Annotated in this window: 14 protein-coding genes; 10 read left to right on the forward strand and 4 right to left on the reverse strand. The window is 72.2% G+C overall.

The genetic code is table 11. From position 1 onward, the window contains the following. Nucleotides 1–74: 74 nt before the first annotated feature. Complete coding sequence (locus ACWD10_RS35795; RefSeq protein WP_451097873.1) at nt 75–1,046, forward strand: ABC transporter permease; 972 nt, start codon at nt 75–77, stop codon at nt 1,044–1,046. Between the two features lie 192 nt (nt 1,047–1,238). On the opposite strand, the gene ACWD10_RS35800 is transcribed toward ACWD10_RS35795, so the two are convergent. Next, complete coding sequence (locus ACWD10_RS35800; protein WP_451097874.1) at nt 1,239–1,550, reverse strand: type II toxin-antitoxin system Phd/YefM family antitoxin; 312 nt, start codon at nt 1,548–1,550, stop codon at nt 1,239–1,241. A gap of 142 nt (nt 1,551–1,692) precedes the next feature. On the opposite strand from ACWD10_RS35800, the gene ACWD10_RS35805 reads away from it, so the two are divergent. From ACWD10_RS35805 to ACWD10_RS35815, 3 genes are all read left to right on the forward strand, one after another. Then, a complete protein-coding gene (locus ACWD10_RS35805; RefSeq protein ID WP_451097875.1) occupies nt 1,693–2,349 on the forward strand; it encodes an ATP-dependent Clp protease proteolytic subunit in 657 nt (218 codons plus the stop codon). A gap of 9 nt (nt 2,350–2,358) precedes the next feature. Next, entirely contained in the window at nt 2,359–2,664 is a 306-nt protein-coding gene (locus ACWD10_RS35810; RefSeq protein WP_451097876.1) for a hypothetical protein, read from the forward strand. 548 nt (nt 2,665–3,212) lie between these two features. Next, nucleotides 3,213–3,734, forward strand: a complete 522-nt coding sequence (locus ACWD10_RS35815; protein WP_451097877.1) for a C40 family peptidase — start codon at nt 3,213–3,215, stop codon at nt 3,732–3,734. A gap of 110 nt (nt 3,735–3,844) precedes the next feature. On the opposite strand, the gene ACWD10_RS35820 is transcribed toward ACWD10_RS35815, so the two are convergent. Further along, complete coding sequence (locus tag ACWD10_RS35820; protein ID WP_451097878.1) at nt 3,845–4,546, reverse strand: LysE family translocator; 702 nt, start codon at nt 4,544–4,546, stop codon at nt 3,845–3,847. A gap of 73 nt (nt 4,547–4,619) precedes the next feature. Here ACWD10_RS35820 and ACWD10_RS35825 point away from each other — a divergent pair, with 73 nt between their 5' ends. Beyond that, complete coding sequence (locus ACWD10_RS35825; RefSeq protein ID WP_451097879.1) at nt 4,620–5,540, forward strand: LysR family transcriptional regulator; 921 nt, start codon at nt 4,620–4,622, stop codon at nt 5,538–5,540. Nucleotides 5,541–5,553: 13 nt separating this feature from the next. Here ACWD10_RS35825 and ACWD10_RS35830 read toward each other — a convergent pair whose 3' ends face one another. Beyond that, nucleotides 5,554–6,015, reverse strand: coding sequence for an ATP-binding protein (locus tag ACWD10_RS35830; RefSeq protein ID WP_451097880.1), 462 nt, complete (start codon nt 6,013–6,015; stop codon nt 5,554–5,556). Between the two features lie 257 nt (nt 6,016–6,272). Here ACWD10_RS35830 and ACWD10_RS35835 point away from each other — a divergent pair, with 257 nt between their 5' ends. Both ACWD10_RS35835 and ACWD10_RS35840 read left to right on the forward strand, forming a co-directional pair. Beyond that, nucleotides 6,273–7,139: a helix-turn-helix domain-containing protein gene (locus ACWD10_RS35835; protein ID WP_451097881.1), complete on the forward strand. Its 867-nt coding sequence runs from the start codon at nt 6,273–6,275 to the stop codon at nt 7,137–7,139. Between the two features lie 15 nt (nt 7,140–7,154). Continuing rightward, on the forward strand, nt 7,155–7,424 hold the full coding sequence (locus ACWD10_RS35840) for a DUF397 domain-containing protein (RefSeq protein WP_451097882.1): 270 nt from the start codon (nt 7,155–7,157) through the stop codon (nt 7,422–7,424). Between the two features lie 4 nt (nt 7,425–7,428). On the opposite strand, the gene ACWD10_RS35845 is transcribed toward ACWD10_RS35840, so the two are convergent. After that, on the reverse strand, nt 7,429–8,667 hold the full coding sequence (locus ACWD10_RS35845) for an 8-amino-7-oxononanoate synthase (protein ID WP_451097883.1): 1,239 nt from the start codon (nt 8,665–8,667) through the stop codon (nt 7,429–7,431). A 184-nt stretch (nt 8,668–8,851) separates the two neighbouring features. On the opposite strand from ACWD10_RS35845, the gene bioB reads away from it, so the two are divergent. The 3 genes from bioB to bioD are packed head-to-tail and all read left to right on the forward strand — an operon-like array spanning nt 8,852 to nt 12,050. Continuing rightward, complete coding sequence (gene bioB / locus ACWD10_RS35850; RefSeq protein WP_451097884.1) at nt 8,852–10,048, forward strand: biotin synthase BioB; 1,197 nt, start codon at nt 8,852–8,854, stop codon at nt 10,046–10,048. Beyond that, the gene (locus tag ACWD10_RS35855) at nt 10,041–11,333 is read left to right on the forward strand and encodes an adenosylmethionine--8-amino-7-oxononanoate transaminase (RefSeq protein WP_451097885.1); all 1,293 of its coding nucleotides are present in this window, start codon (nt 10,041–10,043) and stop codon (nt 11,331–11,333) included. The genes bioB and ACWD10_RS35855 overlap by 8 nt, the downstream gene beginning before the upstream one ends. Nucleotides 11,334–11,372: 39 nt before the next feature. After that, a complete protein-coding gene (gene bioD / locus ACWD10_RS35860; protein ID WP_451097886.1) occupies nt 11,373–12,050 on the forward strand; it encodes a dethiobiotin synthase in 678 nt (225 codons plus the stop codon). The last annotated feature ends 163 nt before the right edge of the window (nt 12,051–12,213 follow it).

Here is a 12,213-nt window from a genome sequence, read left to right on the forward strand (position 1 = left end):
CTGGGACAACCGCCCGGAAGAGCCGATCCTGAGGATGCAGCTCCGCTCCCGACGGACCCGACGAAGGAGCAGCCATGTCCACCACCGCCCGCACCCCGGCCCACTCCGGGCTCCGCATGCTGAGCGTGCTGGTCCTGATCCCCGCCGTGGTCGCCCTCGCCCTGTGGGCGTTCACCTGGCCCGCCGCCCGCACGGCACCCCGTGACCTGCCGCTCGGCGTCGCCGGTGCCCCGGCCGCGGTGGCCGGGGTCGAGCGCCAGCTCCAGGAGCGTGAGGGCGCGTTCGAGGTCCACCGGTACGCGGACGAGGCCGCGGCCCGGGACGCGATCGAGAACCGGGACGTATACGGGGCCGTCGTCGTCACGCCGAAAGGCCCGAAGCTGCTCACCGCGTCCGCGGCGAGCCCGGTGGTCGCCCAACTCCTCAAGCAGGCCGTGACCGAACAGGCCCCGCCGGGCACCGAGGTGCAGACCGAGGACGTCGTGGCCGCCCCGGCCGCCGACCCACGCGGCGCCGTGCTCGGCACCAGCGCGCTGCCGATGGCGCTCGCGGGCGTGGCCGCCGGGACCGTGGTCACCCTGTTCGGACTGCGCGGCCTGCGCGCCGCCGCCACACTGATCGGCGCCTCCGCCCTGGTCGGCCTGGCCGCGACCGGAATCGCGCACAGCTGGCTCGGCGCCTTGACCGGCAACTGGTGGACCGAGGCAGGGGTGTTGGCCCTGTTCACGCTCGCCGTCGGCGCCGCGGTGGCCGGGCTCGCGGCGGTGCTCGGCCGGACCTGGATCGGCCTGGGCGCGATGGTGGTGGTGCTGCTCGGCAACCCGTTCTCCGGGATCACCAGCGCCCCCGAGATGCTGCCCGAACCGGTGGGCGAGCTCGGCCAGTGGCTGCCGCCGGGCGCGGCCGGCACGCTGCTGCGCTCGGTGACGTTCTTCGACCACGCCGGGGCCGCGAAACCCCTGCTCACGCTCGGCATCTGGGCCGCCGCCGGACTGCTCCTCGTCCTGCTCGGCGCACTCCGCGGCCGCCGCACCCCGGTCGAGTGAGCCGGGCGACGACCGGCCGTGCGTCCCCGCTGTAGCGGACGGGGGCGCACGGCCTCTTTCGTACGCGGCGACCTTTCGTGCGCGACGACTCTTCGTACTCGACGACCTTCCGTACGCGACGACTTTCCGTACGCCGTGAAGCGCTTCTCGTACGACAGCGGGCGCGCGCCCGAGGCGTCAACGCGCGGGCGGCTACGCGGGGTTGGGCCCCCGGTGCTCCGCGGCGACACCGAAGCGGTGCTGCCCACGGCCCGGGCCACCGGACGCCGGGCCGACCGAGGAGACGGCGCTGATCACCGGGGCCTCGGCCTCGACCTCGGCGTGCTCCGGGTGCTCCTGCTGATCCTGTGATTCCTCGAGGCGGCGCAGATCGTCCGCCGAGACCAGGGCCACGAGCGGCTTGCCGTGCCGCGTGACGACCACCCGCTCGCCGCCGTAGACGACGCGGTTGATGAGGTCGGCGAGCTCTGCACGGGCTTGCGTCACCGGAATCTCGTAGGCCATGCCCCCAGCTTAGCCGCGGGCTATGCCCCCCTCCCGCCCCGAGAAGTCCCCAGGTTCCTCGCTTCCATCTATGTACGTCCTGTACATTTTTTACAGGAGCCCATCCCGACCCCACGGGGTCGCCGCGGAGAAGAGGCACGTCATGAACCGACCCCCCGCCCACTCTGTGCTGCCGGAGTTCACCGAGCGCACCAGCGCGGGCCTCAGGACCCTGGATCCGTACTCGAAACTGCTCGAGGAGCGCATCGTGCTGCTCGGCACCCCGATCGACGAGACCGCCGCGAACGACATCACGGCGCAGTTCATGTATCTCGAACACGCCGCACCCGATCGGGACATCTCGCTGTACATCAATTCGCCGGGCGGCTCGTTCAGCGCGATGACCTCGATCTACGACACGGTGCGCTACGTCTCTTGCGACGTGGAGACCATCTGCCTCGGCCAGGCCGCGTCCACCGCCGCGGTCCTGCTCGCCGCGGGCACGCCGGGCAAGCGGTATGCGCTGCCGGGTGCCCGGATCACGATCCGTCAGCCGGGCTTCGCCGAGCCGATCGAGGGGCAGACCGACGACCTGGTCATTCAGGCCGATGAACTCCTACGCACCCGGGCGCTCCTGGAGGAGATGCTGGTACGGCACACGGGGCAGAGCCCGGAGCGGATCACCGCGGACATCGAGCGGGACACCTGGTTCGACGCGGCCGAGGCGGTGGCGTACGGCCTGGTGGACCGGGTCGTTCCGCACCGCCGCGGCGCGGCCACGGACTCGGACTCGGACTCGGCCAGTGACGGGACGAGGTGATCGGACGTCATGCTGTCGCCGCTGCCGGAACTGCCCGCACTGACGCGCGCCGAGGGCGAATTGATCGATCGCTATCTCGAAGTCATCGATCTGCTCGGCCGGATCAACCCCGCGCGCGGGCGCGACACCTACGGCGGCCTGCGCGCCGCACAGGCCCTGGCCTGCAAGGCCGCCGAACTCCGCGACGCGCTCGCGGTGATGCACCAGCGCGGCGAGACCGAGGTGCACACGGCGACCCTGGCCCGGGCGCTCCGGGTGCTCGACGGGGAGCGCCGCGCCAGTCGGGTCACGGTGCCACCGGCGCCGGGGAGTTGACGATCACGGGGGCGAGCGACCGCGGGCCGGGGGGTGCGTGAGGGTCCCTCAACGACCGTTCCTGCGTGCACGAATGGCCCACGCCTCACTCCGCCGCGCGTTCATGCCTCATTGCGCTGAGGGCGTAACGGCAGGACGGCGTGGCTATTCCCCTGCTGGTGCGGGGTGCGCGAGGGGTGCATGACGAGACTTCAAACCTCTCTATCCACTCATTCAGGGCAATGGTGACGAAGATCACATTCGGCCGATTCAACTCGGTATAGGGCGATTTGCCGCGTAAGGATCCTCTCGACGACAAGCCCCCGCCACAGCGACGGGGCGGTCCGGGCGGACGCCGAGTCCTGCCGCCGCCCGGATGCCAGGTCGACATCGAAGGACCGGCAGGAGTGGAGGACCCGAGCAAGGCGGGGACCGGGCCGGTCCGGTGGGCCGGAATCCAGGTCCCCTTGGGGTGAAGCCGTGCAGGTCACGGCCGGGTGCCCAGGTTGGTCGATGTGCGCCCGAATCCGACAGGTCATCCTTCACAGGCGGTTGGCGAAGGAGTACGCATGACCACGCTCCACCCTGTTCCGTCCGGCATTCCGCCCCAGGGCTCCCGCCAGGCAGGCGGCCGGGGGCCCTCCGTGCTCTCGCGGGTGGGAACCGCTTCCGTCCTCACCCTCGCCGCCGTGACCGGCACCGTCGTGGCGCCGGGCGCCGCGAGCGAGGCCGAGGCGGCCGCCGTCGCAGCAAGGGCCCTCAAGGTCGCGGCGTCCAAGAAGGGTTCGCCGTACCAGTTGGGGGCCGCGGGCCCGCGCCGCTTCGACTGCTCGGGCCTGACCCTGTACTCGTACAAGCGGGCGGGCAAGCAACTCCCGCGCACCGCGGCCCGGCAGTACAACCGCACCCGTCAAGTCCCGACCAGCGGCAGGCAACGGGGCGACCTGGTCTTCTTCCACCGCCGTGGCAACGTCTACCACGTCGGCATCTACGCCGGTAACGGCCGGATCTGGCACGCGCCGAAGACCGGTGCGGTGGTCCGCCTCGACAAGATCTGGACGCCCAGCGTGTTCTACGGCCGGGTGCGCTGACCAGGCGCCGACCGGAGCTCTGAGCCTCAACCCTCTTGGCCGGGCCGGGTCCTGATCCGCCGCACGCCGGACGCAGCACGCCGTCCGGCATGACGGACAGGCTCCAGGTCCTAGCCCGCCACGAGGGGGGTCACAAGGAGGCCGAGCCCCATGGCCGCGAGGGCGGCGCCCGTGACGCCCTCGATCCTGCGAGCGGTGCTCGGACGCCGCAGCCTGCGGCCGATCCGGTCCACCAGGAGCGCCACGCCCTGGAACCACAGGGCGGCGACCGTCACCACGATCGCGCCGAGCACCAGCGTGCGCGGCATCGCCGGGCTCCCCGCGGGCACGAACTGCGGCAGCACGCCGAGGAACGTGAGCGCCGCCTTGGGATTCAGGACGTTGGTGAGGAAGCCCTCGCGCAGCGCCCGCACGCCGGAGGCGGAGGCGGAACCGGATCCCGAGCGGACGGGCCGACCGTCGACACCCTCCGCCGCCACTCCCCCGCTCGGCGCCGTTTCGGGCGTCTCCGCCGCCCGCACAGCCCGCATCCGTGCCGCCGAGCGCAGCGCCTGGATCCCGAGGTAGAGGATGTACGCCCCACCGGCCACCTGAAGCGCCCGGAACAGGGCGGGCTCGGCGGCCAGGACCGCGGCGACGCCCGCCACGGCGAGCGCGGTGTGCACCAGGAGTCCGGCCGCGATGCCCGCGGCGCAGGCGGCGCCCTCCCGGCGGGAGACGAGTGCGCTGCGTACGACGACGGCGAAGTCCGCGCCGGGCATGGCTACGAGGCCGAGGGCGACCCCGCAGAAGGCGATGAGCTGTACGTCCATGGCGCCCAGCGTGCCCGCCCTGAGCCTTCAACAGGTACTTGCAATCTTGAGGGCCTGCCTTAAGCATTGCTTTATGTACGACCCCACGCGGCTTGCCGCGCTCGTCGCCGTCGCCGAGGACGGTTCGATCACCCGGGCCGCGCACCGGCTCGGCTACACACCCCCCGCCCTCTCCCAGCAGCTCGCCAAGCTGGAGCGGGAGGCGGGCGCCACGCTCCTGGTGCGGCACCACCGCGGGGCCCGGCTCACGGCGGCGGGCGAGCTCCTCGTGGCGCGGGCCCGCCGGGTGCTCGACGAGCTGGACCGGGCGCGGCACGAACTGGCCCGGCTCGCCGGGCTGAGCGGCGGGCGGCTGCGCATCGGCACGTTCCCGACGGCCGGAATCCATCTCCTGCCACCTGCCTTGAGCGCGTTCCGGCGCGCGCATCCGGACATTGACCTGGCAGTTGCGGAGTACGAGCCTCCGGCCGGGGTGAGCGCGGTGGCCGCCGGCGAGCTCGACCTGGCCCTGACGCATACGTACGCCCCGGCCGAGCATGAGCCACTGCCGTCCGGCACCGCTTCCGAACCGCTGCTCGTCGAGGAACTCGTCCTGGTGGCCGCCCCGGGGCACGCCCTCACGGACGGCGCGAGCCGACTGCCCCTGACGGAGCTCGCCGGGCAGCCGCTGATCAGCATGGCGCCGCTGCACCCGCGCCGCCGCGGCGTCGAGGCGACCCTGGCCCGGGCGGGCGCGACGCCCTCGGTGGTGGTCGAGACCCCGGGCTACGCGCTGGTGGTCGCCCTCGCCAGCGCGGGCCTCGGGGCCGCGGTGGTCCCGGAGATGGTGGCCCGGATGGCCACGACCCCGGTGAGCACCCGCCGCCTCGACCCGGGCGACCTGCGTCGCACCATCTCGGTGGTGCACCGCGCGGACGCGACGGAGCCCGCGGCGGACACCCTACGGGCGCTGCTGCGGGGGGCGTTCGGCCGCACCGGAGGCGCGGCGGCGTAGCCCGCTGGCCTCCTCAGACGCCGGACGGACTGGGAGTTGGCTCCGACGGGCTGGCCGTTGCCGCCCAAGGCAGCGTGATCCAGACCGTCTTGCCGCCCTCGGAGGTGCGGCTGACCGTGAGCCGCCCCCCGCACTCCGCCGTGAGCCAGCGGATGATCACCATGCCGCGGCCGTTGTCCTGTTGGACCGCCGCGGGCAGGCGCTTGGGGAGGCGCGGGTGACTGTCCGTGACGCCGATGCGGAGTTGCTCGTCGCGTACGAGGCGGAGTTCGACGGTGAACGTGGGTGACTGGCCGAAGGTGTGCTGGACGGCGTTGGTGGCGAGTTCGGAGACGATCAGTCTGATGGTGTCCGCGACATCCGCGTCCGCGGGCAGACCCCACTCGGTGAGCGCCCGGCCGACATATCTCCGCGCCACGGACACCGAGGCGGGGTCGCTCGGCAGAGTGACGGATGCTTCTTGATGGTCTGCCATGGCGACGCCGTCCCTTTCCCACCGGGGCGCCGGAGTCCAGCACATTGCGGATGAAACGGATGAAGGCTCTCGCGCTGGACGACCCCGGACTGGTGCTTCGTGCCACATTGCCACTTGGGAGACGCTCAAGGTGCTGATCCACCAAGATATGCATATATCTGTCGCTCGAAGCGGTGAACTCTGCTACGGAAGACCGTATTTGCACGACAGACTGGCAGCTTCGACGCCCTCGGCCGCCGGTCGGAAGGGAGTGGGGCATGCGGTACGGTCCAGCGGTGCGTCGCCGCAAGCTCGGCGCCGAACTGCGCAGCTTGCGCACCCGTGCGGGGCTGACCAGCGGGCAGGCCGCCCATCTGGTCGGCTGGCACCAGTCGAAGGTGAGCCGGATCGAGACGGGCCGCAGTGGCGTGAAGCCCGCGGACGTGTGCCGACTGCTCGACGCGTACGGGATACGCGATCCCCAACTACGCGCATTATTACAGGCGTTGGCCGGTGCCGACGGCGGCGACGGGACGGCGCGGCACCAGTGGTGGCACGCGTACAAGGGGCTGCTCCCGTCCGCCTACCGGGACTTCATCAGCCTGGAGTCACAGGCCTGTCGACTGCGCACCCTGGAGACCTCGGTGGTCCCGGGCCTCCTTCAGACGCCGGACTATGCGCGCGCCGTGACCCGGTCCTGCCTGGACGGGGTGCCGGAGCGGCAGTTGGACTCGCTGGTCGAGGTGCGCCTCGCCCGCCAGGACGTGCTGCGCGGGGACCCGCCGCTCGAGCTGAGCGCCGTGCTCGACGAGGCGGTGCTTCGCCGCCCGGTCGGCGGATACGGCGTGATGCACCGGCAGTTGCGCCATCTCGTGGCGGTCGGCCGGGACCCCCATGTGCGGCTCCAGGTACTGCCGTACGCCGCGGGGGCACATATCGGCCTCACCGGGCCTTTCGTAATCTTCTCCTTTCCGAACATTGCTGATCTGGACGTGGTTGTTCTCGACCATTTGACGAGTAGCCTCTACCTCGAACGGAAAGAAGACCTCAAGGCATACAGCGAGGCCTTCAAGTCCCTTCAGAAACATGCCCTTTCGCCCGAGGACACTCTGGAATTCATCGCCGGGATCGGCGATGGCGCGTAAGCGTTAGGAGGCACCATGTCTGCACTGCCTCGGAACGTCCCCTCAAGTACAGCGCTTTCCGCGGCTCCGCACCGCGCACGGTGGCGACGCAGCAGCCGCAGCACCGGCATGAACAACTGCGTCGAAACGGCGCATCTCACCTCCGGCCCGCTGACCGGGCGGCTCGCCGTCCGCGACTCCAAGCGCGTGGCGGGGCCCGCGCTGCTGTTCACGGCCACCACCTGGGACACCTTCCTCGACGCCGTCCGAGGCGAGGCGTTCCAGGCATCGGCGGCCGACTCATGAGCGGCTAGTCGCAGGCTCCTTCGGGCGCGGTGCGGACGATGGTCCGTACCGCGCCCTCGATCTGTTCGTCGGTCAGATCCGCACGTGCGGTGAGGCGGAGCCGGGAGATCCCGTCGGGCACGGAGGGCGGCCGGAAACAGCCCACCACGAGCCCGGCGGCGCGGCAGTCCGCCGCCCAGCGCACCGCCGCGTCCGGCGACGGCGCCCGTACGGAGATCACCGCCGCGTCCGGGCGTACCGCCGCGAGACCCGCCGCGGTCAATCCGCCGTGCAGCGCGGCCGCCACCGCGCGGGCCCGCGCCGCACGTGCGGGCTCGGCACGAAGCAGCCGCAGGGAGGCGAGCGCGGCACCGGCCGCCGCCGGGGCGAGGCCCGTGTCGAAGATGAACGTACGGGCGGTGTTGACCAGGTGGTCGACGACCCGGGCCGGGCCGAGCACCGCGCCGCCCTGGCTGCCGAGGGACTTGGACAGGGTGACGGTCACGACGGTGTCCGCCGCTCCGGCGAGTCCGGCCGCCCACGCGGTGCCCCGGCCGCCGTCGCCGAGCACCCCGAGGCCGTGCGCGTCGTCCAGGACGAGTCCGGCGCCATGGGCGCGGCAGGCGGCGGCGAGCGCGGGCAGCGGCGCCGCGTCCCCGTCGACCGAGAAGACCGTGTCGCTGACCGCAACCGCGGGCCCGGCGTGCCCGGCGAGGGCCTTCGCGACCGCCTCCGGTTCGGCGTGCGGCACCACCGACGTCGTACCACGGGCGAGACGGCAGCCGTCGATGAGCGAGGCGTGGTTGCCCGCGTCGGAGACGATCAGGGAGCCGTGCGGGGCGAGCGCGGTGACGGCGGCAAGATTCGCGGCATACCCGGAGGAAAGCACCAGGGCCGACTCGAAGCCGGTGAACTCGGCCAGCTCGCGCTCGAGTTCGGCGTGCAGCTCGGTGGAGCCGGTGACCAGGCGCGAGCCGGTCGCGCCGCCGCCCCAGCGCCGGGCGGCCGCGGCCGCGCCCTCGGTGACCTCGGGGTGGCGGGCCAGGCCCAGATAGTCGTTGCTCGCCAGGTCAAGGGGTCCGCCGTCGGCGGGGCGCGGCCGCAGCGTGCGCTCCAGGCCCGCGCGGCGGCGCACCACGGCCTGCTCGTCGAGCCGGCCGAAGGGGTCCGCGGCGGGGAGCCGGACCCCGGGTCCGGTCGCCGGTGTCGCGTCGGCTCCCGCGGAGCCTCGTGCGTCTGCGGATTCGCGCGCCTCGCGGTGCATGCCCGTCCCAGGGGTCGTAGGAGCTTATCGGCCAATGTCAACAGTGGATGGCTTTGTCAGCAGTGCACAGACACTAGCGGGGGTCTCGACCGTTCTGGGTGTGGCGATACCCACACCCCAGGACACCCCTATTGTTCGGTTCCTACTTGGCCCGAGGCCCTGCCGTAGGCAAGGATCGGACCTCATGGACCTGCTGAACACGCTGGTGGACAAGGGGCTCAGGCGCGAGCTGCCGACCCGTGACGAGGCGCTCGCCGTACTGGCGACCTCCGACGACGAACTTCTGGACGTGGTGTCCGCGGCGGGCAAGGTGCGCCGCCATTGGTTCGGGCGGCGCGTGAAGCTCAACTATCTGGTCAACCTGAAGTCCGGCTTGTGTCCCGAGGACTGCTCGTACTGTTCACAGCGCCTCGGCTCCAAGGCCGACATCCTCAAGTACACCTGGCTGAAACCCGACGAGGCGTCCGAGGCGGCCAAGGCCGGGGTCGCGGGTGGCGCGAAGCGGGTCTGCCTGGTGGCGAGCGGGCGCGGCCCGACGGACAAGGACGTGGACCGGGTCTCGAAGACCATCGAGGCGATCAAGGAGCAGAACGAGGACGTCGAGGTGTGCGCCTGCCTCGGGCTGCTCTCCGACGGCCAGGCCGAGCGGCTGCGGACCGCGGGAGCGGACGCGTACAACCACAACCTCAACACCTCCGAGGGGACATACGCGGACATCACGACCACGCACACGTATGCCGACCGCGTGGAGACCGTGCAGCAGGCGCAGGCGGCCGGGCTCTCCGCCTGCTCGGGCCTGATCGCGGGCATGGGCGAGAAGGACGAGGACCTGGTCGACGTGGTCTTCTCGCTCCGGGAGCTCGACCCGGACTCGGTGCCGGTGAACTTCCTGATCCCCTTCGAGGGCACGCCGCTCGCCAAGGAGTGGAACCTCACGCCGCAGCGGGCGCTGCGCATTCTGGCGATGGTCCGGTTCGTCTGCCCGGATGTGGAGGTACGGCTCGCCGGCGGGCGCGAGGTGCACCTGCGCTCGCTCCAGCCGCTCGCCCTGCACCTGGCCAACTCGATCTTCCTGGGCGACTACTTGACCAGCGAGGGCCAGGCCGGAAAGGCCGACCTGGACATGATCGCGGACGCCGGTTTCGAGGTCGAGGGCGCGGACCGGGTGACACTGCCCGAGCACCGCGTCGGCGGTGCCGACGCAGACACCGTGGGCGGCTGCGGCTCGCACGGCGGGGGCGGCGGCTGCGCGCCCTGCGGCACGACGGCCGACGAGGCCGAAGCCGCTGACGGCGCCGCGGCACCCGTAGAGGAAGCGCGTACGGACCTGGTGGCGGTACGCCGCCGGGGCGCGGGCACGGATCTGGCGCCCAATGCCTGACCCGCACACCCCGCTCGACCCGCAAGAACTGCTCGACCTCGACCGTCGGCACGTCTGGCACCCGTACGGGCCCATGCCGGGACGCCAGGACCCCCTGGTGATCGAGTCCGCGTCCGGCGTGCGCCTGCGACTGGCCGACGGCAGCGGCGAGTTGGTGGACGGCATGTCGTCCTGGTGGTCGGCCATCCACGGCTACAACCACCCGGTACTCAACGACGCCGTACGCGGCCAGCTGGACCGGATGAGCCATGTGATGTTCGGCGGGCTCACGCACGAGCCCGCCGTCCGGCTCGCCAAGCGCCTTGTCGACATGTCACCCGACGGTCTGGAGCATGTCTTCCTCGCCGACTCCGGCTCGGTGTCGGTCGAGGTGGCCGTCAAGATGTGCCTCCAGTACTGGCGTTCGCTCGGCCGCCCCGAGAAGCGCCGCCTGCTCACCTGGCGCGGCGGCTACCACGGGGACACCTGGCACCCCATGTCGGTGTGCGACCCCGAGGGCGGCATGCACGAGCTGTGGTCCGGCGCGCTGCCCAAGCAGCTGTTCGCCGAACCGCCGCCCACCGAGTTCGACGAGGCCTACGCGGACGGGCTGCGGGCCGAGATCGAGCGGCACGCCCACGAGGTGGCCGCGGTGATCGTGGAGCCGGTGGTGCAGGGCGCGGGCGGCATGCGGTTCCACTCCCCCACGTATCTGCGGGTGCTCCGCGAGGCCTGCGACGCGCACGACGTACTCCTCGTCTTCGACGAGATCGCCACCGGATTCGGCCGTACGGGCGCGCTGTTCGCCGCCGACCACGCGGCCGTCACACCCGATGTGATGTGCCTGGGAAAGGCGCTGACCGGCGGTTACATGACGATGGCGGCGACGCTGTGCACCCCGCGCGTGGCCCAGGGCATCTCCCGCGGCGACGTTCCGGTCCTGGCCCACGGCCCGACGTTCATGGCCAACCCCCTGGCCTCGGCGGTCGCCTTGGCCTCCCTGGACCTGCTGCTCGGCCAGGACTGGCAGTCCGAGGTGAAGCGGATCGAGGCCGGACTGCTTGGCGGGCTCGGCCACCTGGCGGACGAGCCGGGCATACGGGACGTACGGGTGCTCGGCGCCATCGGCGTCGTCCAACTCGACCGCCCGGTCGACATGGCGGCCGCGACCCGCGCCGCCACCCGCGAGGGCGTCTGGTTGCGCCCCTTCCGGGACATGGTCTACACGATGCCGCCGTACATCACGGGTGACGAGGACGTGGCGCGGATCTGCCGGGCGGTGGCCGCGGCGGCGCGGGAATCCTGACGAGAGGCCTGAGATGACGATCCCTCGTGGTGGTCCGAGATGACGATCCTCGTGGTGAGCGGGACCGGGACCGAGGTCGGCAAGACCGTGACCACGGCCGCGGTGGCCGCCGCGGCCCTTGCCGCGGGCCGTTCGGTCGCGGTGCTCAAGCCCGCACAGACCGGCGTCGGCCCGGACGAGCCCGGTGACGTGGCCGAGGTGGCGCGGCTCGCGGGCGCGGTGACGACCCTCGAACTCGCCCGCTACCCCGAGCCGTTGGCACCCGAGACGGCGGCACGGCGGGCCCGGCGCGCCCCGGTGCGGCCGCACGAGGTCGCGGACGCGGCGGACAAACTGGCCGCGGAGCACGACCTGGTCCTGGTCGAGGGCGCGGGCGGTCTCCTCGTACGGTTCGACGCCGCGGGCAGCACGCTCGCGGACGCCGCCCGACTGCTCGACGCCCCGGTCCTGGTGGTGGCCGCGGCCGGCCTCGGCACACTCAACGCCACGGCCCTCACGGCGGAGGCCCTGCGCGCCCGCGGCCTCACCCTGCCTGGCGTGGTGGTCGGCAGCCTGCCCGCCGCACCGGGCCTGGCGGAACGCTGCAACCTGGAGGACCTGCCGGTGGCTGCGGGGGCACCGCTGCTCGGGGCCATTCCGGAGGGGGCGGGGGGTCTCGCGCCTGCGGACTTCCGGGCGCGGGCGGGGGGTTGGCTGGCGGCGGAGCTGTACAAATAAGCCCGTCCGGCGTTTGAGGACGAGCGCGTTCAGCGCGATACGGGGGTGGCGAGGGCGATGATCCCGCCGCCGAGCACCAGTACGTCGTGACTGCTGCCGCCGGAGGGCGGTGTGAGTGGCGTCCGTACTTCAGCCCCGGCGAGCGGACCGGTTACGAGCTGAA

It is taken from the genome of Streptomyces sp. NPDC002851 (assembly GCF_053591935.1).

Coding starts and splice junctions, on each gene's coding strand:
- ACWD10_RS35855 (WP_451097885.1), top strand. CDS start 10,041: ATGCCTGACCCGCACACCCCGCTCGACCCGCAAGAACTGCTCGACCTC.
- bioD (WP_451097886.1), top strand. CDS start 11,373: ATGACGATCCTCGTGGTGAGCGGGACCGGGACCGAGGTCGGCAAGACC.
- bioB (WP_451097884.1), top strand. CDS start 8,852: ATGGACCTGCTGAACACGCTGGTGGACAAGGGGCTCAGGCGCGAGCTG.
- ACWD10_RS35830 (WP_451097880.1), bottom strand. CDS start 6,015: ATGGCAGACCATCAAGAAGCATCCGTCACTCTGCCGAGCGACCCCGCC.
- ACWD10_RS35815 (WP_451097877.1), top strand. CDS start 3,213: ATGACCACGCTCCACCCTGTTCCGTCCGGCATTCCGCCCCAGGGCTCC.
- ACWD10_RS35795 (WP_451097873.1), top strand. CDS start 75: ATGTCCACCACCGCCCGCACCCCGGCCCACTCCGGGCTCCGCATGCTG.
- ACWD10_RS35820 (WP_451097878.1), bottom strand. CDS start 4,546: ATGGACGTACAGCTCATCGCCTTCTGCGGGGTCGCCCTCGGCCTCGTA.
- ACWD10_RS35805 (WP_451097875.1), top strand. CDS start 1,693: ATGAACCGACCCCCCGCCCACTCTGTGCTGCCGGAGTTCACCGAGCGC.
- ACWD10_RS35845 (WP_451097883.1), bottom strand. CDS start 8,667: ATGCACCGCGAGGCGCGCGAATCCGCAGACGCACGAGGCTCCGCGGGA.
- ACWD10_RS35825 (WP_451097879.1), top strand. CDS start 4,620: ATGTACGACCCCACGCGGCTTGCCGCGCTCGTCGCCGTCGCCGAGGAC.
- ACWD10_RS35800 (WP_451097874.1), bottom strand. CDS start 1,550: ATGGCCTACGAGATTCCGGTGACGCAAGCCCGTGCAGAGCTCGCCGAC.
- ACWD10_RS35810 (WP_451097876.1), top strand. CDS start 2,359: ATGCTGTCGCCGCTGCCGGAACTGCCCGCACTGACGCGCGCCGAGGGC.
- ACWD10_RS35835 (WP_451097881.1), top strand. CDS start 6,273: ATGCGGTACGGTCCAGCGGTGCGTCGCCGCAAGCTCGGCGCCGAACTG.
- ACWD10_RS35840 (WP_451097882.1), top strand. CDS start 7,155: ATGTCTGCACTGCCTCGGAACGTCCCCTCAAGTACAGCGCTTTCCGCG.